24 protein-coding genes are annotated in these 26,134 nt (G+C 38.2%); 14 read left to right on the top strand and 10 right to left on the bottom strand.

The annotated features are described in order from the left end of the window. The first annotated feature begins 14 nt into the window (after positions 1-14). The 6 genes from J580_RS20320 to J580_RS20295 all read left to right on the top strand — a co-directional run bounded on the left by J580_RS20320 (position 15) and on the right by J580_RS20295 (position 5,511). Positions 15-941, top strand: a complete 927-nt coding sequence (locus J580_RS20320) for a branched-chain amino acid transaminase (RefSeq protein WP_004705670.1) — start codon at positions 15-17, stop codon at positions 939-941. A 69-nt stretch (positions 942-1,010) separates the two neighbouring features. Further along, positions 1,011-1,901, top strand: a complete 891-nt coding sequence (locus J580_RS20315) for a mitochondrial fission ELM1 family protein (protein ID WP_032005561.1) — start codon at positions 1,011-1,013, stop codon at positions 1,899-1,901. A 22-nt stretch (positions 1,902-1,923) separates the two neighbouring features. After that, positions 1,924-2,952 carry a glycosyltransferase gene (locus tag J580_RS20310; protein ID WP_032005560.1) on the top strand — a complete coding sequence of 343 codons (1,029 nt, stop codon included), beginning with the start codon at positions 1,924-1,926 and terminating at the stop codon, positions 2,950-2,952. Further along, a complete protein-coding gene (locus J580_RS20305) occupies positions 2,949-3,704 on the top strand; it encodes a polysaccharide deacetylase family protein (RefSeq protein ID WP_032005559.1) in 756 nt (251 codons plus the stop codon). Before J580_RS20310 ends, J580_RS20305 begins: the two co-directional genes overlap by 4 nt. After that, positions 3,701-4,465: a glycosyltransferase family 2 protein gene (locus J580_RS20300; protein WP_032005557.1), complete on the top strand. Its 765-nt coding sequence runs from the start codon at positions 3,701-3,703 to the stop codon at positions 4,463-4,465. Before J580_RS20305 ends, J580_RS20300 begins: the two co-directional genes overlap by 4 nt. A gap of 11 nt (positions 4,466-4,476) precedes the next feature. Next, entirely contained in the window at positions 4,477-5,511 is a 1,035-nt protein-coding gene (locus J580_RS20295) for a glycosyltransferase (RefSeq protein WP_032005555.1), read from the top strand. Here J580_RS20295 and ghy read toward each other — a convergent pair. After that, a complete protein-coding gene (gene ghy, locus J580_RS20290; RefSeq protein WP_032005553.1) occupies positions 5,508-6,398 on the bottom strand; it encodes a glycosyl hydrolase Ghy in 891 nt (296 codons plus the stop codon). The two genes, J580_RS20295 and ghy, sit on opposite strands and share 4 nt — an antisense overlap. A 68-nt stretch (positions 6,399-6,466) precedes the next feature. Between ghy and J580_RS20285 the strand changes: the two genes are divergently transcribed. Together J580_RS20285 and J580_RS20280 are read left to right on the top strand one after the other, a co-directional pair. Continuing rightward, positions 6,467-7,222, top strand: coding sequence for a glycosyltransferase family 25 protein (locus J580_RS20285; protein WP_032005552.1), 756 nt, complete (start codon positions 6,467-6,469; stop codon positions 7,220-7,222). Positions 7,223-7,230: 8 nt separating this feature from the next. Next, entirely contained in the window at positions 7,231-8,181 is a 951-nt protein-coding gene (locus J580_RS20280; RefSeq protein ID WP_081403732.1) for a lipooligosaccharide outer core biosynthesis glycosyltransferase GtrOC6, read from the top strand. 37 nt (positions 8,182-8,218) lie between these two features. On the opposite strand, the gene J580_RS20275 is transcribed toward J580_RS20280, so the two are convergent. Next, the gene (locus J580_RS20275) at positions 8,219-8,437 is read right to left on the bottom strand and encodes a hypothetical protein (protein WP_014207632.1); all 219 of its coding nucleotides are present in this window, start codon (positions 8,435-8,437) and stop codon (positions 8,219-8,221) included. 207 nt (positions 8,438-8,644) lie between these two features. Between J580_RS20275 and J580_RS20270 the strand changes: the two genes are divergently transcribed. After that, positions 8,645-9,673 (top strand): stealth conserved region 3 domain-containing protein, encoded by a 1,029-nt coding sequence (locus J580_RS20270; RefSeq protein ID WP_032005550.1) that lies wholly within the window; start codon positions 8,645-8,647, stop codon positions 9,671-9,673. Positions 9,674-9,732: 59 nt separating this feature from the next. Here J580_RS20270 and aspS read toward each other — a convergent pair whose 3' ends face one another. Then, entirely contained in the window at positions 9,733-11,517 is a 1,785-nt protein-coding gene (aspS, locus tag J580_RS20265; RefSeq protein ID WP_005064200.1) for an aspartate--tRNA ligase, read from the bottom strand. 170 nt (positions 11,518-11,687) lie between these two features. Beyond that, complete coding sequence (locus J580_RS20260; RefSeq protein ID WP_032005549.1) at positions 11,688-12,452, bottom strand: DUF4184 family protein; 765 nt, start codon at positions 12,450-12,452, stop codon at positions 11,688-11,690. A 136-nt stretch (positions 12,453-12,588) separates the two neighbouring features. On the opposite strand from J580_RS20260, the gene znuD reads away from it, so the two are divergent. Together znuD and J580_RS20250 are read left to right on the top strand one after the other, a co-directional pair. Next, positions 12,589-14,664 carry a zinc piracy TonB-dependent receptor ZnuD gene (gene znuD, locus J580_RS20255; RefSeq protein WP_032005548.1) on the top strand — a complete coding sequence of 692 codons (2,076 nt, stop codon included), beginning with the start codon at positions 12,589-12,591 and terminating at the stop codon, positions 14,662-14,664. Positions 14,665-14,739: 75 nt separating this feature from the next. Next, a complete protein-coding gene (locus J580_RS20250; RefSeq protein WP_032005547.1) occupies positions 14,740-16,203 on the top strand; it encodes a phospholipase D family protein in 1,464 nt (487 codons plus the stop codon). Positions 16,204-16,452: 249 nt separating this feature from the next. Here J580_RS20250 and J580_RS20245 read toward each other — a convergent pair whose 3' ends face one another. Continuing rightward, positions 16,453-16,899: a hypothetical protein gene (locus J580_RS20245; protein WP_002116392.1), complete on the bottom strand. Its 447-nt coding sequence runs from the start codon at positions 16,897-16,899 to the stop codon at positions 16,453-16,455. Between the two features lie 165 nt (positions 16,900-17,064). On the opposite strand from J580_RS20245, the gene J580_RS20240 reads away from it, so the two are divergent. Then, on the top strand, positions 17,065-17,448 hold the full coding sequence (locus J580_RS20240; RefSeq protein WP_032005546.1) for an RcnB family protein: 384 nt from the start codon (positions 17,065-17,067) through the stop codon (positions 17,446-17,448). 38 nt (positions 17,449-17,486) lie between these two features. On the opposite strand, the gene J580_RS20235 is transcribed toward J580_RS20240, so the two are convergent. Next, entirely contained in the window at positions 17,487-17,969 is a 483-nt protein-coding gene (locus tag J580_RS20235) for a phosphate-starvation-inducible protein PsiE (RefSeq protein WP_002116490.1), read from the bottom strand. 161 nt (positions 17,970-18,130) lie between these two features. Continuing rightward, positions 18,131-18,841 (bottom strand): glutathione S-transferase family protein, encoded by a 711-nt coding sequence (locus tag J580_RS20230; protein WP_032005545.1) that lies wholly within the window; start codon positions 18,839-18,841, stop codon positions 18,131-18,133. A 123-nt stretch (positions 18,842-18,964) separates the two neighbouring features. Here J580_RS20230 and J580_RS20225 point away from each other — a divergent pair, with 123 nt between their 5' ends. Next, positions 18,965-19,843: a LysR substrate-binding domain-containing protein gene (locus J580_RS20225; RefSeq protein ID WP_081403740.1), complete on the top strand. Its 879-nt coding sequence runs from the start codon at positions 18,965-18,967 to the stop codon at positions 19,841-19,843. Positions 19,844-19,915: 72 nt separating this feature from the next. Here the strand turns inward: J580_RS20225 and J580_RS20220 are convergent, their stop codons facing one another. The 3 genes from J580_RS20220 to J580_RS20210 all read right to left on the bottom strand — a co-directional run bounded on the left by J580_RS20220 (position 19,916) and on the right by J580_RS20210 (position 24,334). Continuing rightward, a complete protein-coding gene (locus tag J580_RS20220) occupies positions 19,916-21,697 on the bottom strand; it encodes an acyl-CoA dehydrogenase C-terminal domain-containing protein (RefSeq protein WP_002116088.1) in 1,782 nt (593 codons plus the stop codon). Positions 21,698-21,864: 167 nt separating this feature from the next. Further along, on the bottom strand, positions 21,865-23,667 hold the full coding sequence (locus J580_RS20215; protein ID WP_005804712.1) for an acyl-CoA dehydrogenase C-terminal domain-containing protein: 1,803 nt from the start codon (positions 23,665-23,667) through the stop codon (positions 21,865-21,867). A 289-nt stretch (positions 23,668-23,956) separates the two neighbouring features. After that, positions 23,957-24,334 (bottom strand): hypothetical protein, encoded by a 378-nt coding sequence (locus J580_RS20210; protein ID WP_032005543.1) that lies wholly within the window; start codon positions 24,332-24,334, stop codon positions 23,957-23,959. Between the two features lie 132 nt (positions 24,335-24,466). Between J580_RS20210 and baeS the strand changes: the two genes are divergently transcribed. Next, positions 24,467-26,125 carry a sensor histidine kinase efflux regulator BaeS gene (gene baeS / locus J580_RS20205; protein ID WP_032005542.1) on the top strand — a complete coding sequence of 553 codons (1,659 nt, stop codon included), beginning with the start codon at positions 24,467-24,469 and terminating at the stop codon, positions 26,123-26,125. The last annotated feature ends 9 nt before the right edge of the window (positions 26,126-26,134 follow it).

Genomic DNA, 26,134 nt, shown 5'->3' with positions numbered 1-26,134 from the left:
ATTTGGAGTGTTCCATGAATTTGGCTGATCGTGATGGTTTTATTTGGCAAGATGGAAAATTAATTGATTGGCGTGATGCAAAGATTCACGTTTTAACCCATACTTTACACTACAGTATGGGCGTATTTGAGGGTGTTCGTGCTTATGAAACTCCTAAAGGTACAGCGATTTTTCGTCTTCAAGACCACACAAAACGTTTGTTAAATTCAGCAAAAATTTATCAAATGAAAGTGCCGTATGATCAAGCAACGCTTGAACAAGCACAAATCGATGTTGTTCGTGAAAATAAACTAGCTTCTTGCTATTTACGCCCGTTGATCTGGATCGGTTCAGAGAAACTAGGTATTGCAGCAACAAATAACACGATTCATGCCGCTGTTGCTGCGTGGGCGTGGGGTGCATACCTTGGTGATGAAGCGATGGCGAAAGGTATTCGCGTTAAAACTTCATCATTTACTCACCATCATCCAAACGTGACGATGTGTAAAGCAAAAGCATCTGGTAACTACACGTTGTCAATTCTTGCTCACCAAGAAGTTGCACATTCTGGTTACGATGAAGCAATGTTAATGGACCCACAAGGTTATGTATGCCAAGGTTCAGGTGAAAATGTATTCTTGATTAAAGATGGCGTTTTACACACTCCAGATATTGCTGGTGGTGCGCTTGACGGTATTACACGTCAAACTGTGATGACAATCGCTAGAGATCTTGGTTACCAAGTTGTTGAGCGCCGTATTACACGTGACGAATTCTATATTGCAGACGAAGCATTCTTCACAGGTACTGCTGCTGAAGTAACACCAATTCGTGAATACGATGACCGTCCAATCGGTTCGGGTACTCGTGGCCCAATTACCACTGAAATCCAAAAAACTTACTTTGATGCGGTTCAAGGTAGAAATCCGAAATATGAACACTGGTTAACTTACGTAAAATAAGTTAATCCGTTAACATAAAAAGGCGAACATAAGTTTCGCCTTTTTTATTTTTTGGCTTAGGGAGCTTCTATGCATATTGTCTATGTGTCTGATGGTAAGGCAGGGCACCGCTCACAAGCATTAGGCTTGTTTCAGGCAATGCAAAGACAACAGCCAGAAACAACTTTTGAAGAGGTCCTAATTTCTGAGTTACCTATTATTTCTTTAATTCAGGCACTTTTCTCTTCAAAAAAATCCTTATTTAAACAAGTGCCTGACTTTGTATTTGGCGTGGGAAGCCACACACATTTTCGTGTTTGGTTACTCGGTAGAATTTTCAAAAAGGCCAAAACTATTATTTTAATGAAGCCAAGTTTACCTATTGGTTGCTTTGATTATGCTGTTATTCCGGAACATGACGGTATTCACGCCGATAACCATGTGATTGTCACGCGTGGTGCATTAAATCCCATTCGTAATGAAAACCGCCATCAAACCGCGAGAATTTTAATCGCTTTAGGTGGTTCATCTAAACGACATCAATGGAACCAGAATAAAGTATTAACCAGTGTTCAAAAAATTGTTGAGAATAATCCAGACGCTGAAATTATTCTGACCACTTCACGTCGAACCCCAGCAGAGTTTGTCGATATTTTAAGGCAACAAAGTTTTGCCCAGCATTTACACATATTTCCAGTTGATCAAACACCCCAAGGCTGGATTTTCGAAGAAATGCAAAAAGCAGAAGCAGTTTGGGTGACAGAAGACAGCGTCTCTATGATTTTTGAGGCACTTACTGCGGGTTGTCGAGTCGGGGTGATGGCAATGGATCGTTTGAAAGACGACCGGATTACGCACTCAGTTGATCAAATGTTAGAATCAAAATTAATTTCACAGCAGACTTGTGTTGTACAGTTACCACAACCTTATGCTTTTAAAGAAGCAGACCGTGTGGCAACATATCTTTTATCAAAAAATTAAATTTTTTATTTTGAGTAAATAAATGAAAATATTGCATATTGCAAATTTTGGCTTTAATAAACAAGGCGCCCATTTTTACTGCACAGACCGTAAAATTTCTGCCGGATTAATTGAAAATGGCCATTTCGTTTATGATTTTAGTTTTCGCGATATGGCTCCAATGGGGACCATTTTTAAAACAAAAAAACTGGGTGCCAATTGGGCTAATAAAGAAGTACTAAAGGTCGTCAATAATATTGAACCTGACTTGGTACTGATTGGACATAGTGACTTAATGAGTCCAGATGTTCTAAGACAAATTAAAGAATCTTATCCAAATACTAAAATTGCATTTTGGTATGTTGATCCGCTTTATCTTGAAAACAAACTCGACTTTGTTAAAGCATTCTCTCCGTATTTAGATGCTATTTTCTGTACAACAGGTGGTGAATATTTACAAAAGTTAAAGCAACCCCATTTAAGTGTGGCCTATTTGCCAAATGTCGGTCATCGTAATGTAGAAACACTACAGCAATTTTCAAATGCTAATACGGATAAGACCTTTATTTTTTGTGGAGTGGTTTATAAAGAACCTGAGCGTGAGAAGTTCTTAAAGGACTTGGCAGATGCTTTACAACAAGGCCATGTGAACTATCAATATTATGGTTGTTTTGAACAACCTGGTGTTTATGGTAAAGCGTATTATAAAGTTCTGTCTGAAACAAAAATGGGACTTAATTACTCACGTCGTAATGATGTAACCTTGTATAGTTCTGACCGTATTGTACAGCTGACTGGTAATGGTTTACTCACCTTTAGCCCAAGAATTCCGGGTTTTGAGAAACTCTACACTGAGCAAGAAGTTGTTTACTTTGATGATCAGTTTGACTTGGCCAAGAAGATCCAATTCTTTGATCAAAATCCAGAGCAGGCTGAAAAAATAGCGAAAGAGGGTTGGGAGAAAACACGTAGGTCTTTCAATGCTAAACGCATCACCCAGTTTATGGTTGAGGTGACATTTAAGCAGCCCCTTTCAGAAGATTATGAATGGTCACATGAGGTTTATGCATGATGTGGTTTTTGTACGTTGCGGTGGGCCTATTAGTACTTGCTGCACTGTTATATGTGCTGGGTAATTATACATTCTGGCTTCCGTTCCGTTCGAACAAACTACCACGCATTGTGATGTTGCATCAGGTTACCCCTAAAGATGCAGCCTCTGGCATGAATATGCCACCTGAAAAGTTTGAACAACTCTTACAGTTGTTGACGCGGAAGGGGACTACTTTTTGCTTTGTTTCTGAGCTTGAACAATATCGTAATCAAAAGAATGTCGTTGCTTTAAGTTTTGATGATGGATTTATGGATAATTATCTCTATGCTTATCCATTACTTAAAAAATATAACGCAAAAGCAACGATTTATTTGGCAACTCAAATTGAAGGCATCGAAAAGCTTACTCATGATCAAATCCATGAAATGGCCAACTCTGGTTTAATTGAATTTGGTGCGCATACTCAACATCATGTGAACTTACTTAAACTTGATGACCAAACTGCTTACGATGAGATGCTTCAGTCTAAGCGTGATGTTGAAGCATTAGTTGGAAAATGTCCGAGCTTTGCTTATCCATTTGGTCGATTTAATGAAAAGCACCAGAAAATGGCTCAAAAGATTGGCTTTAAAAACGCAGTATCGACTCGTAAAAAAATCGAAGCGTATGAAGCAGCTAATCAATTTAATATTCCACGTGTCAGCACGCATGGTGCCATGAATGCTTTACAGATGCGTATCGCCCTTGCTAAAGGACGTTATAAGTTATGAATAAAATTCCATGTAGTGTCTATATTGTTACTTTAAACTGTGGCGCTTGGTTAGAGCGGACTTTGCAAAGTGTCAGTGAGTTTGATGAAGTCATTATTTTAGACTCTGGCAGTACTGATAATACTTATGAAATTGCTCAGCGCTTTGAAAATACGCAAATTTCTCATCAAGACTGGCAAGGTTACGCTGGGCAAAAAAGTTTAGCTTTAGCAAAATGCCGAAATGATTGGGTACTCAATTTAGATGGTGATGAAGTCTTATCTAATGAGTTAAAACAAGAAATTTTTGAGACCATTCAGCAGAATAAACTTGATGCTTTAATCACACCTATTAATGATGTGTTCTTAGGCGTTCCCAACAGTAAACATACTAAAAAACATGCAAAGGTGCGCTTTTTTCGCAAGTCTAAAGGGCATTATGACCTTGCCAATAAGGTCCATGAAAATGTGATTGTAGACGGTGAATCTCAGCGTGCTCAACATGATATTTATCATTATGGTGAGTCGAGTATTTTCGTTAAGGTCGAAAAAAATAACCAATATTCCAACCTCAAAGCACTAGAGAAATACCAAAAAGGAAAGTCTCCAAGCGTTGCAAAATTGGTTTTGGTAATGCCAGTAACTTTCATGAAGTCTTATTTTATTCGCCGTAGTTTCTTAAATGGTTGGCGTGGTTTCGTAAATAGTATGATTAACGCGTTTTATGCTTTTCTAAAAGAAGCCAAACTATTTGAAGAGACCATGAATAAAGATAAAAAATAAGTAGGCAAGTTATGAAAATTGTTCAGGTATTGGCAACGAGTGGTGGAGTGGGTGGTTTAGAGCAGCATACTTTTAACCTTGTTAATGAGCTTGCTTTAAACCATGAAGTACATGTGATTGCACATCCTTGCTATGTAGACAAGTTTAGCCAACAAGTACATTTTCATGCTGTCGATTTTGCGCGTAGCCGTTGGAATATTTTTTTACTTTGGCAACTTAAAAATCTTATTCAGCAGATCCAACCCGCTATTGTTCATGCACAAGCTGGAAAGGCTGCTGAGCTGATTGCCCGCATTAAGCCATTTTTATCTGGCCCAAAATTTGTGACAACAGTACACGGCACTAAAAAGAATAAATCCGCTTATTTAGCTGGTGATGCGGTTATTGCAGTGAGCCAAGCACTAACGCAAGGTATTCCTGAGTCTAAAGCACACGTGGTTTATAACGGTGTATATCCTCAACCCGTACTTACAGCGGAAAATAAAGAAAAGTTACTTCAATCGATTCAAAAAGATTTTGCTGAGCTAGACACAAGCAAAAAAGTTGTTATGTGTATTGGGCGTTTAGAACCAGTAAAAAATATCAGTTTACTGATTGAATCGATGCAACAGATTGATGCTAATTTATGGATTGTTGGTGACGGTTCACTTCGAGCAAGTTTGGAAAAGCAAGTCAGCGAATTGAACATGCAAAATCGGGTCGCTTTTCTTGGGTTTAGAACTGATGCGCGTGATCTGGTGCAACTGGCTGATATTGTAGTTTTATCGTCAGACCGTGAAGGTTTTCCACTTGTTATGGTCGAAGCTTTACAGGCTGATAAAGCAATGGCTTCAACCAAAGTAAACGGTGTGGTTGAGTGGTTGCCAGAGCAATATCTAGCCGCAATTGGAGATGCACAAGGTTTAGCAAAAGCGATTGAAGATGCACTGCAACTTGAGGCTCAAAACGACTTTAGCCCGCTATATGCAAAAGCCAAGGCTGAACTGACTGTACCAGCCATGGCTGAGCAGACGCTTAATATTTATAAATGTTTGCTGAACACTTAATTATTTTTTGGTGTAAGGCGGATGGCATCAAGTACTACGAAGTTATCTTCGACATTAATAGTATGGCAACCGTCATCTGCTTGATTCCAGTCTGGTAAAACTACTTCTAGTAATTTTTCTTCATAAGCTGTTGGGCTAAGCTGAGTAATTGCTTTTAATTCGATATTGCCGCCATACCGCTTTAAAGAATCTTGGCTTGGTCGAATCAGTTGCCCTTTATAAATAAAAGGTTTGCCTGCCATACGGAACTGTTGACTGCCTCGGCACACTGGATTCATTGGGTGCTCTTGCCAGTTCGGATTTAAAATATCTTCGGTAAAGAATAGATCTAAACGATCACCAAATTTCTTACAATCACGACGCGTTGAAGTAAAAAGATACCATAAGCCTTCATGATGGAAAGGGGTGCTGTCGACTGCTTCGATATTCTCAATCAGATTAGAATGCTTTTCCCATTTCAGCGGAAACTCAGTACATTTCCAAAGTTCGATGGTTTTATTGGCTGATGTTTCTGGGACCATATACCAAGTGTTATCTATTTTAAATACGCAAGGGTATGAGAGATGGTAATCGAGTTTTAAAATGGTTTCAGGCGGGGTGTAAGTGCCATCCTTAAAGATTTCTAAAACCGAAAGAAAGCCTACCGGATGCTGGTCATCGACTTCTTCAAAAAAAATGAAATGACGGCCATTTTCATAAGCATAAAAGCTATCTGCAAATGTAAACTTTCTAGGAGAGTGGATCTCAAAGAGTGAATCTAATTGCTCGAGTGTAGTAAAAGGTTGCTCTAACCAGCCAAAACGCATATACCAATGGGAGTCAAAAGTTTTCGCTTTTTTTGCTTGTTGGTACTTGTACCATTTTTTTTGAATCAGGCGATTTAGCATTAAATTTTACACTCGATATAACTATAATTAGATAGACTATCCCTGACTCATTTTAACATTTGAATGAAATGAAAAAATATTTAATCAGTATTGAATCTGCTAATAGTGAACGTTTAAAAAAGTTGTACTCTCAAGCAACATTTTACAAATATCGCGATGAATTTAAGCAATTTGGGGTTATAGGAAAAAATTTAAGTGTTAGTGAGTATTTTCAACAGGGTGTAGCAGGTAAGAAGAAACCGATGACACCAGGTGAGCTTGGTTGTGCAATATCACATATAGCTGCATTAAAAGATTTGTTAAGCTCTGATGAAGAATATGCAATTATTTTTGAAGATGATGTGATCGAACGTTTTGAAATTGATTTCCAAGATTTAGAAAAACACATTCATTCTTTGAATTTAGGTCCTTGCTTTTTCTTAAGCTTGGGCGGTATTCAAATGAAAATATGCAATCGTGTTCGTGGAAAATTTTTACCGGAAGAATTGTATAACCAAAAAGTTTTAAAAGTTGATTACGACTATCTTGAAAAACTTGCCTATGCTTATGCTTATGTTGTAGATCGTAAAATGGCTCAAATGTTAGTTGATTATCATCAACCGATAAAAATTTATGATCATTGGCAGGACCTTGTTGGGCGAGGGGATTTTAGTTTCTATGTCAGCTTTTTATTCGATCACCCAATTATTGAAAATAATGATGCATTAAGTTACTTAGAAAAGGAAAGGAGTCTAGTGACGCCTCTTTCTCAAGATGATAGTGATTTATTACGTTACTTAAGAGTTAAACTAAAGAAATATATACTTAATAAATATATAATTTAGTCATTTTTATGGGTTTTATTGATAATTTTATGATTAAGCAAAAAAATATTATTATCGGGTCAGCTACTGGATATGATGCTGACCTCATTTCTTCTTTTGTATATTCTTTGGAAAAAGCAAACTTTGATGGCATATTGGCTTTAATTATATATAAAGAGCAAATGACAGAGTTTGTTAATGCATTTTCAGATATCAAAAATTTTAAAATTGAATTTAAAGTTTCAACTATTGGAAAATTTAAATCAAAGTCAAAATATTCAGGTATTTATAAATTCAAGTTTGTAAAAAATATTCTTAAGAAAATTATTGGCTTAACTGTAAATGAAGAAAACGCTGATTCAAAAATAAAAGCACTTAAAATTACAGGTTATCCGCATGTAAGCCGTTTCTTTGAATATAAGCAAATTGTAGAAAACCATTCTGATGCATCACATGTATTGCTTAGCGATGTTCGAGATGTTTTTTTCCAAAGTAACCCTTTCAAAAATCTTGGTAAAGGACTATTGGTTGGGATGGAAAATCCAGATTTCACCATAGGTACTGAGCAATATAATCAAAAATGGATCTTGGATGCATACGGAGAGGGCTTTTATAATCTTGCAAAAGATGAGCAAGTTTCTTGTTCAGGTGTCACTATTGGTGATCATGAATCAATTAAAGTCTATATCAATAAGATGATCGAAGAATTCTGCAAACAGCCATATCAAAAAATGTCTGAAAGAATTTATGATCAAGCTATGCATAATAAATTATTAATTACTAATAATTTAGCTGATGTAACACGCTGTCAGCCATTTGAATCAATTATTGTAACCCTAGGGTTATACCCAATAGATCAAATTGCAGTTAATGACCAGGGATTTATTATCAATCGCAATCAAGAAATCATTCCTATTGTCCATCAACATGACAGACATCCGGAACTGATTCAATTATGTGATAATTATATTGGGAAATAAATTTAAGATTTTCTATATTTTATGTGGGATGCGGATATTAATTTTTATCCGCATTTCCTTTTAAAACCATATAAATCAATGCAACAAATATAAGCAATGCACCAACCAAGCTACTTACACAGAAAAATAAAATTCTTTGATTTGTAGTCATGTTGAATAATTCATTTGCAAGAATATAGCGCATGAAAAACCATTGTGCGAGAGAGAATACAATCACGACTAAAGCATGTCGACGAACGTCAGGACGCATTGCCATAATGAATTACCAAGGGAGAAAAGAAAGAGTGGGGGTATTATGCCATTTGCCTACTACCATCTCAATAGAGTCTTAATTAAGCAAATTCTGTAGAAAAAGTAAAATTATGGATAAATTATGAAGTTTTATTAACATTAATAAACTTGGTATCCGATTTTTATCGAATTTTATCTAGTAAATTGCTGAATTTATTTGGATATATGTTTGATGCAGCCTATAGATTTTGTAATGATTTGGGTGGACTCAACCGATACGAAATGGCAGCAACAATATCTATATTATAAATCCAAAGAAACTAAAACTAAGATTGATGAACTCGCTGACCAATGTCGCTATCGCGATTGGAATAATCTTCATTTTTGGTTTAGATCTGTTGAAAAATTTTGTCCTTGGGTTAGAAAAATTCATCTTGTGACCTGTGGTCATTTCCCAGAATTTTTAGTCAAGAATCATCCCAAGTTAAATCTAGTTACCCATGATCAAATTATAGAGCCAGCCTGTTTACCGACCTTTAACTCACATGCCATCGAAATCAATATTCATAAAATAGAAGGCTTAGCAGAACAATTTGTCTATTTTAATGATGACACCTTTATTAATAGCCCTTTAGAGCCAGAGTTCTTTTTTAAAAACGGTTTACCTTGTGATGGTATTCAGCTACAACCTTTAATGGTCGTGGGAGAAGAGAACTTTTTAGGCGCAGTTGCATTGACTGATGTCGCAATCATTAATAAGTATTTTGATAAGCGGAAATTATTTCATAACAATCCCTATGCACTTTTTAATCATCGCTATTCTATGAGTAATAATTGGGGGAATTTTTTAAGTTTATATAATCGAAAATTTTCGAGCTTTTATAGTACTCATTTGCCTCAACCATTTTTGAAATCAGTGTTTGAAGAAGTTTGGCAAACTGAAGAGACTTATTTAAAAGAAGTATCAAGTCATCGTTTTAGACAGCCTTTAGACGTTAACCAATATTTGTTTAGGTTATGGCAGTTATGTTCATCCCGTTTTTATCCTGTAAATATATTTGAGCGTGGCCAAAATTTTAATTTAAGACTGCAAAACCTTCCCGAAATTAATCAAATTATTAAAAATGAACGGCTTCCACAAATTTGTCTAAATGACGATGAACAAGTGGTCGATTTTGAAAAACTAAAAACAGAAGTTATTCAAATTTTTGAACAAAAATTTAATACGCTTTCAAGTTTTGAAAAAGAAATGTCTCATTAAATTTTTCTCAATAAAAAACCCTGCATAAGCAGGGTTTTTTAATTTGAAGATCTAAAAAATTATTTAGATTCTTCAGCTTTTGGCTTTTCACGTAAGCGGATACCCAAGTCACGAAGCTGGTTTGCTTCAACAGGAGCAGGTGCTTGAGTAAGTGGACATTCAGCAGTCTTAGTTTTCGGGAACGCAATAACGTCACGAATTGAAGTCGCGCCAGTCATAAGCATAACTAAACGGTCAAGACCAAATGCCAAACCACCGTGAGGAGGAGCACCATAACGAAGCGCGTTAAGTAAGAAGCTGAATTTCTCTTCTGCTTCTTCATCAGAAATACCAAGCGCTTCAAAAATCGCTTTTTGCATTTCTAATGTGTAAATACGAAGTGAACCACCACCAACTTCAGTACCATTCAATACCATGTCGTAAGCAACAGAAAGTGCTTCACCTGGATTGCTCTTCACGTCTTCTACGCTAGATTTAGGTAGCGTGAACGGGTGGTGAACAGAAGTCCATTTACCATCGTCAGTTTCTTCAAACATTGGGAAGTCAACAACCCAAAGTGGAGCCCACTCACAAGTTGAAAGGTTCAAGTCGTGACCAATCTTGACACGAAGCGCACCCATTGCGTCATTTACAACTTTAGCTTTATCAGCACCGAAGAATACGATATCGCCATCTTGCGCGCCAACACGTTCCAGCAGCTCAAGTACAATCGGTTCAATGAATTTCACGATTGGAGATTGAAGACCTTCAATTCCTTTAGCGAGTTCATTAACTTTAATGTACGCTAAACCTTTAGCACCATAGATGCCAACGAATTTGGTGTATTCATCAATTGCACTACGTGGCAATGATGCTGCACCAGGAACACGTAAAGCAACAATACGGCCTTTAGGATCTTTTGCAGGACCAGCGAATACTTTGAACTCTACTTCTTGCATTAAGTCTGCAACGTCAACGAGTTTCAACGGAATACGTAAATCTGGTTTGTCAGATGCATAGTCACGCATTGCTTCGCTATATGGCATACGGCGGAATTTTTCAAATTTTACGCCAAGCAAGTCGTTAAATAATTTAACAGTCATGCCTTCCATCAAATCCATGATTTCATCGTCGTTTAAGAACGATGTTTCAATGTCGATTTGAGTGAATTCTGGCTGACGGTCAGCACGTAAGTCTTCATCACGGAAACATTTCGCGATTTGGTAGTAACGATCAATACCACCCACCATCAATAATTGTTTAAACAATTGCGGTGATTGTGGAAGTGCGTAGAAGCTACCATTTTGTACACGACTTGGTACTAAATAGTCACGTGCACCTTCAGGAGTTGCACGAGTTAAAATCGGAGTTTCAACGTCTAAGAAACCGTGATCGTCTAAATAATTACGGATCAAGTTAGTTACTTTAGAACGGAAACGTAAGCGATCTAACATTTCTGGACGACGGATGTCCAAGAAACGATATTTTAAACGGTGTTCTTCTGACACGTTAATCGTGTCATCATTTAACGGGAATGGCGGAGTTTCAGAAGCAGCAAGAACTTCGATTTCTTTGCCTAAAACTTCGATTTGACCACTCACCATATTTTGGTTTTCAGTACCTTCATAACGGCGACGAACACGACCTGTAATTTTTAATACATATTCAGAACGTGCTTTATCTGCTGTTGCAAATGCTTCTGGAGTATCTGGGTCAATAACCACTTGAACGAGACCATCACGGTCACGCATATCAAGGAAAATAACACCGCCATGGTCACGGCGACGATGTACCCAACCGCATAGTGTAACGGTCTGGTCGATTTGGGCTTCAGTTAAAGAGCCACAGTAATGAGTTCGCATCATGATGAAGATTATCCAAACTATATTGGCTGAAAGGACGGATGCGTAAACCGCGCACCGTCAAAAAAGTAAGTTTTCGATTATGCCTTGTTGGATGGTTTGTCACAAGAACTAGATCAAAAAACCGCAGAAATTAACCTGAAAATGAGCAATTTGGCAGCGATTTTAGTTATTCATCCCATTCTTTGTTGTCGATCTAAAATCAAGAATAGTAAGCATCCTAAGCTAAAAGTACTTAACCAACCTTGCATAAATTCATTAATAGAGCGGCCCGTGAAATAATACGTATCGGCATGCCAAACTTCATGAGGAATGTAGCGGGCATAATCCCAAAAAGAAAATAGGCCTAACCATGTAGATAAAATCAACAGACACCATGCAAAAATTTTAATTTTTTTACTTACTTTCCAGTGTTGTTTATAGCGCTGATAATAGTGAACACACATCCAAACAATAAAAGGTAGCGCAAGAGCAGAGGAGCCTAGCTGCAAAAGACGATGTAATGGATAAGGGTGCCCTAAAAGATGAATATTTGTTGCTAATACATCTTTAAATACAAAAGTCCGAAAGTCTGAGTGTGTTAGACCATCCCAGATTAAGTGTGTTGCAATTCCTAAAGTAAGTGCGAGTAATGTTCCAACCAAAAATAAAAAAATACGTTTTAAAGAGTTGAGGCCAAGATCATGCTGAATACCGAAAAAACGGTAAATTACAGGTCGATATAGAAAGTACCAAATAGCACAGAATAATAATCCTAATGCAAGATTTGGGTAGAAAAGTCCTTTCCATTGATGTGTCAACATCCCTGACTGCATTGTAAATAAGCGGTAAAGATCGGGTGTCATACTTCCAATTGCTAGAGCTGCAACTGGTAAAGTGTTTCGGCTAAGCTTTGAAAGAGGAGGCGCTATAACGGCATGAGAGATTGTAAAAGGCATTATAAAACAGAGATTACTCACATCATTTAATTGCCCAGTCTAACGAATCAGCCGATTGGAAATGTTTTTTATTGCAAAAAGACTGAAATGTTATAATATAACAAAACAAAAGGCGTAGCGATCAGAGAATCACCTCATGTTGTTCTATAAAAATATTTTGACCTTATCCATTTTAGCTGTCATATCCGTACCTTCGTTTGCAGCAGAAAGTGAAAATGTTGAAAAGCTAGAAACTATCCGAATTAAGGCTCATCCACTTGAGCAAACTTCACAAGATTTTGCTGTGGCAGATACTGTTGTTGATCAAAAGCATCTGTCGCAAGGCGCTGCTACCATTGGGGATGCACTCAGTAGTGAAGTGGGAATTTACGCGAATCAGTTTGGGGCTGGTTCGAGTCGCCCGGTCATCCGTGGACAAGATGGACCACGCGTTAAAGTACTTCAAAATTCATCAGAAAATATTGATGTCTCGACGTTGTCTCCTGACCATGCTGTTACTGTAGATCCTGTGCTTGCGAAACAAGTCGAAGTAATTCGCGGCCCTTCAACTTTACTGTTTGGTGCGGGGACTGTCGGTGGTTTAGTCAACGTCATTGATAACAAGATCCCTACGCAAATGCCTGAAAATGGTTATGAAGGACAAGTTGGCTTACGTTACAACACTGGAAGTGATGAAAAACTGGCGAGCGCTGGCGTAACTGTTGGCTTGGGCAGCCAAGTTGCTTTACGTGTTGAGGGGTTAACTCGTGATGCGAATAATTATATTGCGCCCAATTATATTCATGAAGGTGAAAAAGAGCGCCGTGTAGACAATACTTTTGCGCAGGGTGACTCGGTTAATGTTGGTTTGTCTTGGATTTATGACCGTGGTTATACGGGTATTTCTTATAGCAACCGCAGAGACCAGTATGGCTTACCGGGGCATAGCCATGAATACGAAAGTTGTAGCGCTCATCTAGGTGGAAGACCGCATTTGCATTGTGGAGACCATGAACATGAAGAGGGTGAAGAAGGTCACGATCATGAGCATGAAGAACATGAACACGAACATGGCGGCCCATGGATTGATTTAAAATCTGAGCGTTACGATTTTAAAACCGAGTTAAATGATCCATTTGCAGGCTTCCAAAAGTTACGTGCGCAAGCGAGCTATACTGACTATCAGCATGATGAAATTGAAGAGGGAACAATTGCGACCCGATTCCAAAACAAAGGCTATGATGGTCGTATTGAGTTAGTACATAACCCGATTGCAAGTTGGGAAGGGGTAATTGGCGCACAGTTAGGTCAACAGAAATTAGATTTAACTGGCGAAGAAGCATTTATGGCCCCGACCACTACCAAAAAGTGGAGTTTATTTGCTTTAGAACATAAACAATGGAAAGACGTACATTTTGAGCTTTCTGCCCGTGCAGATCAGCAAGAAATTGATGTAGACGACAACTCTAAACAGGATTTTGATGGTTCGGCATTCTCTTACGCAGGTGCTGCGAATTGGGAGTTTGCACCGAACTATAAACTTTCTTTTGTCGCTTCACATCAAGAGCGTTTGCCTTTAGCTCAAGAGTTATATGCAAATGGTGGACATTTTGCGACGAATACTTATGAGTTAGGAAATGATCAACTCAGTAAGGAAAAATCGAATAATGTTGAGTTAGGTTTGCATTTTGATAATAACAAACTTGATTACCATCTTCATGTTTACCATAACTGGTTTGATGATTACATCTATGCACAAACTCTTGACCGTTATAAAGATTTCCGTTTAGTTCAATATACTCAAGATAAAGCACGCTTCTATGGTGCAGAGGGTGAAATTGGTTATCAAATTACCCCAATGTACAAGATCAGTGCTTTTGGTGATTATGTGCGCGGTAAAATTGATGCAGAAGGTAATGCTCCACGTATTCCAGCAGGACGTTTAGGTACTAAAGTTGATGCAGACTTTGGCGATGGCTTTAGTGGTTCTGCCGAGTACTACCATGTCTTTAACCAAGATAAGATCGCAGCTTACGAGACCGAAACTGAAGGCTATAACATGCTCAATCTTGGTGTGGCATATTCTGGGCAGTATGGTGCAAAAACAGATTATCGTGTTTATATGAAAGCGAACAACCTGTTAGATGACACGGTTTATCAACATGCTTCATTCTTATCAAATATTCCACAAGTTGGACGTAATTTTACGGTGGGTGTTGATTTTAGTTTTTAAGGCTTTAACACGAAACTAAACTTGAAAAATCAATCCAAAAGACCTAATTTGAAAGCATCAAGTTAGGTCTTTTTTATGCGTATTTTTCAACGAATTCATCAAAAAATAAATTGGTCAGGGCGTCGTTATATGGCGGTATTACTTTGCGTTGTTGCTATTGCATATCTTGCATCGGCGATTTACCACACAGTAAAACCATTACCACAAGGGATTAACTTTAGTGGCAAGCTTAGACATGCCGATGTCAAATTTTTAGCGGATAAAACTTATCTTGATGCAAAAGGGCAACAGCAGGTTGACCAGCATATTTTTGATGAAATCTTGAAAATGATTGATGAGGCAAAAACCACGATTGTGGTGGATATGTTCTTGTTTAATTCAGAAGTGGGTGACTCGAAAATCAAGCAAAGACCGTTAATGCAAGAGTTAACCGATGCATTAGTAAGTAAGAAAAGACAAAATCGCCAAATTCAGATCGTTATGATTACCGACCCGATTAACTCGGTATACGGTGGTATCAGCCCTGAACACTACCGTCAGTTACGTCAAGCAGGTGTTGATGTGATTGAAACGAATTTAGCCCCTTTGCGTGCTTCTAACCCGTTTTGGTCTGGGTTCTGGTACATCTGCTGTCAAAATATTGGCAATAACCCTGAAAAGGGCTGGTTACCGAATCCATTCGGTGATGAAAAAATTACACTGCGCAGCTATCTAAACTTATTTAACTTTAAGGCAAATCACCGTAAAACTGTTGTCGTTGATACCGATGCTGGTTGGAAGTCATTAGTGACCTCAGCAAATCCACACGATGGCAGCTCTAGACACTCTAATGTCGCGTTGGTTGTAACAGGGGCAACAGCTGCTGATGTTCTTCAAACTGAAGCTGCAGTTGCACAAATGTCAGGTAGTAGCTCTCCATCGCTTATTTTAGGTGACTTTGAAAAAGACATAACCAAACCTCAAGTGCAAGTTTTAACTGAAGGTGCAATTTATCAATCTGTATTGAAATTAATTAACTCAGCGAAGCCGAAAGAGCATCTTGATTTAAGTATGTTCTATTTATCTGAACGCAAGATTATTAAAGCCCTAAAAAATGCTCAAGAACGAGGTGTTGTTGTTCGTGTTTTACTCGATCCAAATAAAGATGCGTTTGGTCGACAAAAAAATGGTATTCCAAACCGTCAGGTGGCTTCAGAGTTACATGCTGCCGGTATTCCAATCCGTTGGTGTGATACTCATGGCGAGCAGAACCATAGCAAAATGATCTTGAAATATAATGCCCAACACGCTGAGTTGATCGTAGGATCTGCCAACTTTACAGCCCGTAATTTAAAAAATTATAACCTTGAAACGGATATGTTGGTCATTGGCAAAGTTCAAGATCAAGTCTTTAAAGATGCGCAAGATTACTTCAATACCTCGTGGTCAAACCTAAAAGATAGACAGATGAGCGTGGATTACGCGAAGTATGCAGATGAATCTAAAGTGAAGTATTGGATTTATCGTTTTATGGAATGGTCAGGGTTATCGACTTTTTAATCACTATCTTTGGAGTTTTCCAAAAATGGCTTGTGCCTAGAGTCATCCACAACCTGCCCAAAATCTGAGATTAAATTGTTTTTGCAATAAAATTAGATAAGCGAAAACAGTGAACAGGTTTTGTGGATGACAAATGCTTTTGGTTACTTTGGGCGAAACCAAAGTAACGAATTAGCTACTACAAATAGAAATTAAAGCGGTAAGACCCTGTCGTGCTAATTAAAAATAGAAAATAAAACTTTGAATATTTTAAGGCGCTGGCGGAATCAATTGATCCAACGCTTTATCATCTAACTTTTCTATTTCACTCAAATCCGTCTTAATTTTCCACTGCGACTCATCGTCAACAGGATTCGGCAAACGCGCTTCAAGCCAATCACAAACCACATCCGGAGAGAATTCAGGATGATTACATTGAATAATCCATGATAAAAAGTCTTTTGCTTCACCGTTCATATAAGGTGGTGGTGAAACAGGAAAGAATAATGTGGGTAGGCGTTCATTTGTCGATAGATAATTTAAAACATGACCTAATTCTTGAACTGTTTGCCATGCAAGTGCATGCTCTACGTCAATACTGAACTTAAACCACCAAGCATGTTCGCCATCTGCTCCATGAGCCATAATACGGGCTTCTTGTACACTTGGAACTTTGCAAAAAAATTGATGAAGACGCTCAAAACTGATTTCAGACACAGCAATTGACCTAGTTTGAAAAATGCTAATGGTAGCACAGATACAGATTCTTCATATTTTCTTTATAGTCATTACAAAGTTTAGCAATCAAAGCGGTTTTATTCATGGTTTCTCCTTGAGTCTCTTTTAATCTAGCTTCATATCAAGATTAAAAGGAAATAGGCCATGAAAAAGCCAATCGTTCTTGTACTTTCGACATTAATGTTAGGTATATCAGCTACCGCGATGGCCGATTCTGGACACCGTTGGAACAATGACCATGGTAAAAACTATGCTCGATATGAGCATCGTGATGACCGCCGTCATGATTATCGTAATGATCACCGAGCGCCAGTTTGGTCAAATGCTGATCGTGGTAAGCATTATGGTAACTATGTTGCTTTTAAACGTGGTGAACGTATTCCTACTCAATATCGCCATAGCCGTTATTATGTTTCGGACTGGAGAGCGCACCGTTTATATGCGCCACCACGTGGATACCATTGGATTAAAACCCCTAATCAATACTTATTAGTAGACTCAAGACACAACATTTACCGAGTTCGTTAAATGTAAAAATAAAAAGGCCTCAATAGTGAGGCCTTTTTCTATGCTAACTCGTCATCTTGCGGTTGAGGGGTTTTCAAATTATTAGAAGTTTTTGCATGTTTCTCTTTCATCACTGATGGGTAGTGCCATGAAGCAAATCGAACGACTAAAATAGATAAAGCTAAAATCAAAATTGAGCCCGTAATAATGACTTGATCGATATCCGCTTTATGATCATGTTGAATATCTGAAATGAGTAGACGGGTTAAGGCCGTAATCGCGACATAAATAAGAAAACGCACAGGCATATGATTGGTTTTAAAGTAAATTCCAACCATTGCTCCAAGCTCTAAGTAAATAAATAATAATAAAATATCATCAATTGAAGCATACTTTTTGACGGTCAGAATTTCAAAAACCGTATTGGCTGCCGACCATGCCACCATACACCCGATAATAAATAAGGCTAAATAATGGAAGGCTTCTACGGCGTAATGTCCGAAACGGTCGAGTATTCGTTCGTATTTTTTAGGATCAGGCATAATAAGATCTTTTGTTCACTTCGTAATGTTTAGAAATTAAACAAATTTTGTCCCAATGGAAATAGTAAATACAAAATAAAAAACGCCTGATTATTCAGGCGTTTTTATGAAGATTTAATTCAACTCAGGTAGTAAGGTGATATCCACTATAAATACAAAGTCTATTTCAAGTTTTTATATTGTTGAATGACATCTTCAAATACAATATGGCCTAAAAAGTTACCTGTACTCTTTACGGATTGTTCTTGTTCAATTGCATGCGCAAATTTAACCGCCGCCTCATTTTGTAATTGTTCATAAAGTCGTTTGCAGTTTGGAAATTGATCAATATCAATAACATTATGATATTCCAACCATCGTGCGATACCTGCGTAGTATCCGTCTACAAAAGACAATTGATCGCCCATTAGCCAAGTTTGATTTATCAGACTATTTTCTAAAGCGGTAAATGCTTTTTTAACTTGGACTGCTCCATATTCACGTAATGCTTGTTTATTACTTTCTGATGAAGAGTGTTCAAGACTATACCAGAGTGGGCTAAATGCATTGAATAAAGTCGTATTCAAAAAAGCTAGTTTCTGATTAAAGAGATTAAATTGTTCTGTTCCTTGTTCATAATGAAAAGCCGCATTCAGGCTTTTTGCCATGATATGGTTCAAGATAGCCATGCTTTCCGTTAAAACTTTACCATTATCGTAGAGCAGTGCAGGTGTTTCACCGACTGGATTAATTTGGCGGTATTCCTCGGTATTACACTGAGCCGGCATCTCAATTCTACAGAGTTGATAAGGTAAACCTGACCATTCCAAGGCAACAATTGAACCAAATGAGCATCCAGAAGGTACGCCATAAAATAAAGTGAAAGTTGACATGATGATTACTCTTTTTTGATATGTAAAATCATCATAAGTCGACAGAAAAGTTTCTAGTAGTCATGTATTATGAAACTTATTGTCTACATATATGGACATTGAATAATGCTACTTAGACAAAACTTGAATGATGTTTATCTCTTTGTTGTTGCTGTAGAGCATCAAGGATTTTCTGCCGCAGCTAAACAGCTCAATTTACCTAAATCAACTATTAGTAAGCGTGTTGCAATATTAGAAAATAAGCTGGGCTTAACGTTAATTCATCGTAGTTCACGTAGTTTTGTCTTAAGCGAATCAGGAAAACTGTTTTATCAACATGCCAAAAATGCAGTAGATGAGTTTCGTTACGCAGAAGAAAATTTATTAATACAACAACAAGAGCCAAGTGGTGTAGTCAGGCTCAGTGCTTCTGTACCCATTGCTCAGTATCTTCTATCTGATTGTTTGCCTGAACTTGCAGAACGTTATCCTAAGCTGTTATTACAAGTAGAGGTAACTGATCGTTACGTTGATGTTATGAGTGAAAACTTTGATATTGTGATCCGTAGTCATTTTCAACCATTGCCGGATTCTGGATTAATTCAACGTGTGCTTAAAAATGATAAAATCATTGCTGTTGCAGCGCCTACCTACTTAATGAAATCGGCTCCTATACATACACCAGAAGATTTGCTTAAACATGAAGGTATATGGCCTGAATTGCAAATGAATCCATGGCATTTTCAAAATATAAATGGTCAGAAAGAGATAGTACGTCCAAACATCCGCTTTGTAGCAAATGAGTCGGAGATCTTAAAGGGGGCTGCAAAAAGGGGATTGGGTATTACGCTTTTACCTGAAACTTTTTGTATGAATGAACTATCTGAGGGTAGCTTAATTCATGTTTTGCCAGACTGGTCTGCTGGTAGCGTAACGACAAGTTTATTGATGTTGACAAGACGAGGGCTTTTACCCAGTGTTAATATTACTGCTGACTTCTTGGTCGAGAAATTAAAAACTTAAAAGTTATCTATCTTTTATGATTAGAAATAAAAAACGCCTGATTATTCAGGCGTTTTTTTATAAAGAACTTAATTAAGCTTGATTTGTAAAGTAATCTTCACTAAAGCCCATAATTAAGTCAGAACCAGCTTTGATTTTAGCAATACGTGCATCAATATCCGGCAAGATACGTTCAACAAAGTACTGAGCCAAAGCAAGTTTGTTTTGGTAGAAATCACCAGACTTATCTTTAGCAGCGGCAGCAATTTTTGCAAACATGTATGAGAAGCTGAGTAAACCAACCGCATGTAAATAATCAACCGCAGCTGAGTTCGGGAACTCTACATTTTCAGCAGCTTGCTCAATAATAAACTGAGTGATTGCTTCAATTTCAGTTGCAGCATCTAAAGTTGCATCTTTAATGAAGTTCAAGTCAGTGTCTAGGTCATTTGCAAAGTCACGGATTTCAGTGATGTATTCAGCAATGAATGCACCGCCACATTTAATGGTTTTACGACCAATTAAATCTTGAGATTGAACGCCGTTGGTTCCTTCGTAGATTTGAGCAATACGAAGGTCACGAATACATTGTTCCATACCCCATTCGCGGATGTAACCGTGACCACCAAATACCATTTGAGCATCTAAAGTTGCTTGGAAGGCTGTATCTGTGAGGTAAGCTTTTGCAATTGGAGTTAAAAGCGCAACACGGTCATTGGCTTTTTTCACTGCTGCTGCATCAGTTGAGAATTTAGTAATATCGAGTTGTTGACCTACATAGACTGCAAATGCACGAGATGCTTCATTATTGGCACGTACATTTAACAACATACGACGTACATCACCATGCACTAAAATGCTGTCAGCAGGTTTATTTGGTGATTGAACACCAGCTGCACTGCGGCCTTGTAAACGGTCAGTCGCGTATTGAGCAGCATTTTGATAAGCAAATTCAGATGCACCTAAACCTTGAATACCCATTGATAAACGTTCGTAGTTCATCATCACGAACATTGCAGCAAGGCCTTCGTTTTCTTTACCAACGAGGTAACCTTTAGCTCCATCAAAGTTCATCACACAAGTTGCAGATGCTTTGATACCCATCTTATGTTCAATAGAACCTGGGCCAACATGGTTACGGTCGCCTAAAGAACCATCTTCATTTACAAGGTATTTCGGTACGATAAATAACGAGATACCACGTGAACCAGCAGGGGCATCTGGAGTTTTAGCAAGTACTAAGTGAATGATGTTTTCCGCTAAATCGTTGTCACCGCCAGTAATGAAAATTTTAGTACCTGTAATGTTATAAGTACCGTCTTCATTACGTTCTGCTTTAGTTTTGATAATACCTAAGTCAGTACCTGCATGTGGCTCGGTTAAGCACATGGTACCTGACCATTCACCTGAATAAATCTTAGGTAAATAAGTTTCTTTTTGTTCTTGAGATGCGTAGCTGCTTAAAGCCATACCAGCACCTACTGAAAGTAGCGGGTAAAGCATGAAAGATGGGTTAGTCGCAAATAACATTTCATCAGAAAGAACGGTGAGCATTTTTGGCATGCCTTGACCGCCCCATTCTTCATCGGCACCTAATCCAATCCAACCACCTTCTGCATATTGACGAAATGCATCTTTAAAACCAGCTGGTGTGAATACTTCGCCGTTTTCATAGCGAGCACCTTCTTCGTCACCGGTACGGTTTAATGGATGAGTCACGTTCTGAGCAAATTTAGCCATTTCTTCTAAAATTGCTTCAGCTGTTGCAGCATCTACATGAGCGAGTTTCTCATTAGACTGCCAAAATTGTTCTGCTTTAAATACATCATTTAAGATGAATTTCATATCAGCTAAAGGAGCATTGTAAATTGGCATAATCGTTCACCTTTTTTGTGCACATTGGCCTGTGCTAGATATCCTGTAAAACGAAATGGATATGGAATTTAAAGTGTAAATTTATCATTGATTTTATAAAAAAAGGACCGTCAAAACTGAGCAGTCCTTTTTTGTTTTTTAACATTGCATATCGCAACTAACTATGGTTAGAAAGCGAAATGTTCAGCGTCTAATGACATTAATGGATCTAGACCACCAGCGATCACGTCTACGTGAGAACGTACACGTGGCAAGATTTTCTTGAAGTAGAAACGAGCAGTAGTTACTTTCGCATTGTAGAAGTCAACATCGGTTGTACCTTCTGCTAATTTCTCTTGTGCTACAAGCGCCATACGAGCCCATAGGTAAGCTAAAGTAATATAACCTGCGAAGTATAGGTAATCTACAGCAGCAGCACCGACTTCATCTGGGTTTTGCATCGCACGCATACCGATTTGCATAGTAAGATCGCCCCATTCTTTGTTAAGTGCCGCAAGCGGTTCAACAAATTCTTTCATAGCAGCGTTGTCTTTGTTTGCTTCTACAAATTTATGGATGATCTTAGTGAAGTCACGTAGCATTGCACCTTGAGTTTGCAATACTTTACGACCTAACAAATCAAGTGCTTGAATTTCAGTTGTACCTTCGTATAAGCAAGCAATACGTGTATCACGTACGATTTGCTCCATGCCATGCTCAGAAATAAAGCCATGACCACCGAAGACTTGTACACCGTGCTTAGCAGATTCAGAACCTGTTTCAGTTAAGAATGCTTTTGCAATTGGAGTCAATAAAGACAAGATGTTGTCAGCAAACTTACGCTCTTCTTCAGTTTCGCCTTTTTCAACGATATCTGCGTATTGAGCAAGTAAGTAAACAAGTGCACGGCCGCCTTCAGCAAACGCTTTTTGAGTTAAAAGCATGTTACGAACAGCAGGGTGAACGATAATTGGATCTGCTTCTTTTTCTGGAGCTTTAGGACCAGAAAGTGAACGCATAGCTAAACGTTCTTTCGCGTAAGTCAACGCACCTTGGAAAGATGATTCAGACGCTGCTAAACCTTGAACAGCAGTACCAATACGTGCTGTGTTCATGAAGGTGAACATACAGTTCAAACCACGGTTTTCAGGTCCAATCAAGTAACCTTTAGCTTGGTCAAAGTTAATGACACAAGTCGCGTTACCATGAATACCCATTTTGTGTTCGATAGAACCACAACGTACCGCATTACGTTCGCCAATAGATCCATCTGCATTTACATTGAATTTAGGAACGATGAATAATGAGATACCTTTAGTACCTTTTGGTGCACCAGGTAGGCGAGCAAGAACGATATGGATGATGTTCTCAGCCATGTCATGTTCACCAGCAGAGATAAAGATTTTCTCGCCAGAGATTGCATAGCTACCATCAGCATTTGGTTCTGCTTTAGTACGGATAATACCCAAGTCTGAACCTGCATGAGACTCAGTTAAGCACATCGTACCTGTCCAAACACCTGAAACAAGGTTTGGTAAATAAGTATTTTTTTGTTCATCAGAACCGTGGTGTTCTAACGTACGTACAGCTCCGTGAGACAAGCCTGGGTACATGCCCCATGCCCAGTTAGAGCTACCTACCATTTCAGAAATTGCGATACCTAAAGAGTTAGGTAAGGCCTGACCACCGTATTGTTCTTCTGCTGATAAAGACGGAAAGCCAAGTTCAATATATTTTTGATAAGCTTCTTTAAAACCTGTTGGAGTAGTGACTACGCCATCATTCCAAGTACAACCTTCACGGTCGCCCACTTGGTTTAGAGGAGAAAGTTCATTTTCACAGAAGTCCGCCGCAGCTTCTAAATATTGATCAACCAATTCACGGCTTACGTTACCTTGGAAATCAGGTAATTTTGCATAGTGTTCTTCAGCATTTAATAATTCATGCAAAACGAATTGCATATCACGTAAGGGCGCTTTGTATTGTGGCATATCGGGTTCCTCAATACTGGTGAAACCAGAGTTATAATCTTAATCTATGATAATGTGCCATGAGGCACCTTGGACTATTACATCGTGCAACAACTTGCATAACTGTACAAGCACCTCAGGACCTTTACTTTGTGACTGCAAAGTCAAGAAAAAAATGCTGAAACTATGTAAGTGCTTTGAGTGTAAATACTTTTGGTTATGTTTATATGATACAAATAGTCAAAATCGTAAACACTTATCTATAAACAAAAGGCGCCTATAGGCGCCTTTTGTTTTATGATTTTTAGAATTATTTTGCTTGAACTGGTGCAGGAGCAGGGGCATTAACAGGTGGTTGAGGGCGTTTAGGTTCAAAACGAAGGTTACAAGTCCCTTCAAGTGTCTTATCCCCAATTTGAACACTTACGGGTTGTCCATTGGCCTTACCATCACATGCTTTTTGGATTTGTTCAAAGCGAGCTTGACGTTCTGCGCGGTGCTGTTCCCATGCAGCTTTTTGTTCTGGAGTGAATTCACGGTGCTTCATACGGTGGTGACCCTCACGTGGGCCATCTTGCATCATTCCATGCTCTTGTTTAGGTGGTTGAGTTGTCGATTGACACGCAGCCAAACTTCCCATTGTTACAATTGCCGCACTGAATAATGCAATTTTTGCCGTCATTTTCATATTTAAAGACCTTTAATGTTGTGTTTTCTGATGGCTTAAAGATTAGATAATAAAGATGTAGAAACAATGGAGAGTTTTTCTTTTCGTTGTTGGTTACAATGCAAAATATAGGGTAAAAATGAGAGAGTGCTTTTGAACGTTCTACGTGTTCCCATTGCATTACGGTTATTTTTGACAGTCTTGCTCACCACATTGCTTATTGCGACTGCAAGCTTGAGCGTTTTGCACTGGACAATGCAAAAGAACTTTGCCAAATATGTGGCTGACGTTGAAATGCAGAAACTAGACCGCCTCATTACCAATCTGGGTGATGTTTATACGGTATACCATGATTGGGGAAATGCGATTCAGGCACAGATTTTACAAATCGAAGGCACCGCGGCTCCTGATGACTATGATCGTCTCTCACAGTGGTGGCTTCGTCGCCAATATGATATTGCCATACAGCAGCATTCTTTTGATGAACACGCGCTCATCAATATTTCACCGCAAGTTGCACCGACAAATAAAAATACTATTTTTAGTGATGAAGAGTTAAGAGCACTCGAGCAAAATTTACCTTCACAGTATCAACCTTTTGAAGGATTACGTTTCCCTTTAAGTGCAAACCAGTTTCGTCCAAGTGATGATAAAAATAAATCAAAGAAGGGAAGCTTAAAAGATATTGAAACTCAAAATGGTAAGAAACGTTTTATTGCTTTACCAGACCGTTTAGGATTGAGTTCGCGTTTATCTCTATATGATGCACAGCACCAGTTTGTGGTAGGTGAACCCCCTTCATCAGATCAGATGTCATTTCGCCCAATTATTTTAAATAATAAAGTCGTGGGATATTTAGGTTTAAAGCCTGTTTTAGATAAAGAAGACGCTTTGAGTATTAATTTCTTTAGTAATCAAAAGCGTTATTTACTATTAATTTATGCTTTAACCTTACTATCAAGTTTAGTTGCAGCACTGTTAATGGCGACTTATTTTAAAAAGCCAATTCAGCGTTTATTAAATGCAACCAATGAATTAACCAAAGGAAATTATCAACACCAAGTAGTTATTAAGCGAAATGATGAGTTAGGTGATTTATCAACTCAATTGAACCATTTGGCAGAGATTTTACATCAGCATGAAGAGTCACGACGTCAATGGGTGGCAGATACTTCTCATGAATTAAAAACGCCTTTGGCTGTATTGCAAGCACAAATTGAAGCGATGCAAGACGGGATTCGAAAAGCAACTCCTGAACATTTAGATGCAATGATGCGTCAGGTTTCAAGCTTGAAAAAATTGACCCAAGACCTTGCAGACTTGGCGCAGGCAGATGCTCAGCAGCTTAAGTGTTATTTGAGCTCTGTAAATCCATGGGAAGTGGTACTACAAGAAGTTGAAAACTTTAAACCCAAACTTGAGCAGGCTGGTCTCGAAATTCAAGTTGAAGGAACAAGTTCTCCGCTATTATTAGACCGTGACCGGTTTAAACAGATTATTGTTAATTTAATTAGTAATAGTATTCGTTACACAGAAACAGGTGGCAAAATTCATATTCATACAAGTCAGAATCCTCAAGAGTGGACTTTGTATGTCGATGATAGTCCTTATGGTTTAAGTGATGAGCAGTTATCCCGTTTAGGTGAACGTTTCTATCGCGTAGATGATTCGCGTACGCGTAGTACAGGTGGAACAGGGCTGGGCTTAGCTTTGTCTTGTAAGATTGCGCAGGCGCTTGGTGGTACACTCAGTTTTGAACATTCACCATTAGGTGGTTTACGTTGTGTACTTACTTTTAAAAAGCAGAGTTAAATATAAAAG

The organism is Acinetobacter sp. 1542444 (assembly GCF_000581835.1).
GTDB classification, from domain to species: Bacteria; Pseudomonadota; Gammaproteobacteria; order Pseudomonadales; family Moraxellaceae; genus Acinetobacter; species Acinetobacter pittii.
The sequence above is the reverse complement of the archived record's forward strand: the minus strand, read 5'-3'. Positions and strand labels throughout refer to the sequence as shown.

What these genes read in the sequence shown, in the direction of transcription:
- J580_RS20210 (WP_032005543.1), bottom strand. Translation starts at nt 24,334, where the DNA reads ATGAAAATGACGGCAAAAATTGCATTATTCAGTGCGGCAATTGTAACA.
- J580_RS20270 (WP_032005550.1), top strand. Translation starts at nt 8,645, where the DNA reads ATGCAGCCTATAGATTTTGTAATGATTTGGGTGGACTCAACCGATACG.
- J580_RS20295 (WP_032005555.1), top strand. Translation starts at nt 4,477, where the DNA reads ATGAAAATTGTTCAGGTATTGGCAACGAGTGGTGGAGTGGGTGGTTTA.
- J580_RS20240 (WP_032005546.1), top strand. Translation starts at nt 17,065, where the DNA reads ATGAAAAAGCCAATCGTTCTTGTACTTTCGACATTAATGTTAGGTATA.
- J580_RS20305 (WP_032005559.1), top strand. Translation starts at nt 2,949, where the DNA reads ATGATGTGGTTTTTGTACGTTGCGGTGGGCCTATTAGTACTTGCTGCA.
- J580_RS20310 (WP_032005560.1), top strand. Translation starts at nt 1,924, where the DNA reads ATGAAAATATTGCATATTGCAAATTTTGGCTTTAATAAACAAGGCGCC.
- J580_RS20280 (WP_081403732.1), top strand. Translation starts at nt 7,231, where the DNA reads ATGGGTTTTATTGATAATTTTATGATTAAGCAAAAAAATATTATTATC.
- J580_RS20300 (WP_032005557.1), top strand. Translation starts at nt 3,701, where the DNA reads ATGAATAAAATTCCATGTAGTGTCTATATTGTTACTTTAAACTGTGGC.
- J580_RS20315 (WP_032005561.1), top strand. Translation starts at nt 1,011, where the DNA reads ATGCATATTGTCTATGTGTCTGATGGTAAGGCAGGGCACCGCTCACAA.
- J580_RS20260 (WP_032005549.1), bottom strand. Translation starts at nt 12,452, where the DNA reads ATGCCTTTTACAATCTCTCATGCCGTTATAGCGCCTCCTCTTTCAAAG.
- J580_RS20250 (WP_032005547.1), top strand. Translation starts at nt 14,740, where the DNA reads ATGCGTATTTTTCAACGAATTCATCAAAAAATAAATTGGTCAGGGCGT.
- aspS (WP_005064200.1), bottom strand. Translation starts at nt 11,517, where the DNA reads ATGATGCGAACTCATTACTGTGGCTCTTTAACTGAAGCCCAAATCGAC.
- J580_RS20230 (WP_032005545.1), bottom strand. Translation starts at nt 18,841, where the DNA reads ATGTCAACTTTCACTTTATTTTATGGCGTACCTTCTGGATGCTCATTT.
- J580_RS20220 (WP_002116088.1), bottom strand. Translation starts at nt 21,697, where the DNA reads ATGCCAATTTACAATGCTCCTTTAGCTGATATGAAATTCATCTTAAAT.
- J580_RS20215 (WP_005804712.1), bottom strand. Translation starts at nt 23,667, where the DNA reads ATGCCACAATACAAAGCGCCCTTACGTGATATGCAATTCGTTTTGCAT.
- J580_RS20235 (WP_002116490.1), bottom strand. Translation starts at nt 17,969, where the DNA reads ATGCCTGATCCTAAAAAATACGAACGAATACTCGACCGTTTCGGACAT.
- J580_RS20285 (WP_032005552.1), top strand. Translation starts at nt 6,467, where the DNA reads ATGAAAAAATATTTAATCAGTATTGAATCTGCTAATAGTGAACGTTTA.
- znuD (WP_032005548.1), top strand. Translation starts at nt 12,589, where the DNA reads ATGTTGTTCTATAAAAATATTTTGACCTTATCCATTTTAGCTGTCATA.
- J580_RS20320 (WP_004705670.1), top strand. Translation starts at nt 15, where the DNA reads ATGAATTTGGCTGATCGTGATGGTTTTATTTGGCAAGATGGAAAATTA.
- ghy (WP_032005553.1), bottom strand. Translation starts at nt 6,398, where the DNA reads ATGCTAAATCGCCTGATTCAAAAAAAATGGTACAAGTACCAACAAGCA.
- J580_RS20275 (WP_014207632.1), bottom strand. Translation starts at nt 8,437, where the DNA reads ATGGCAATGCGTCCTGACGTTCGTCGACATGCTTTAGTCGTGATTGTA.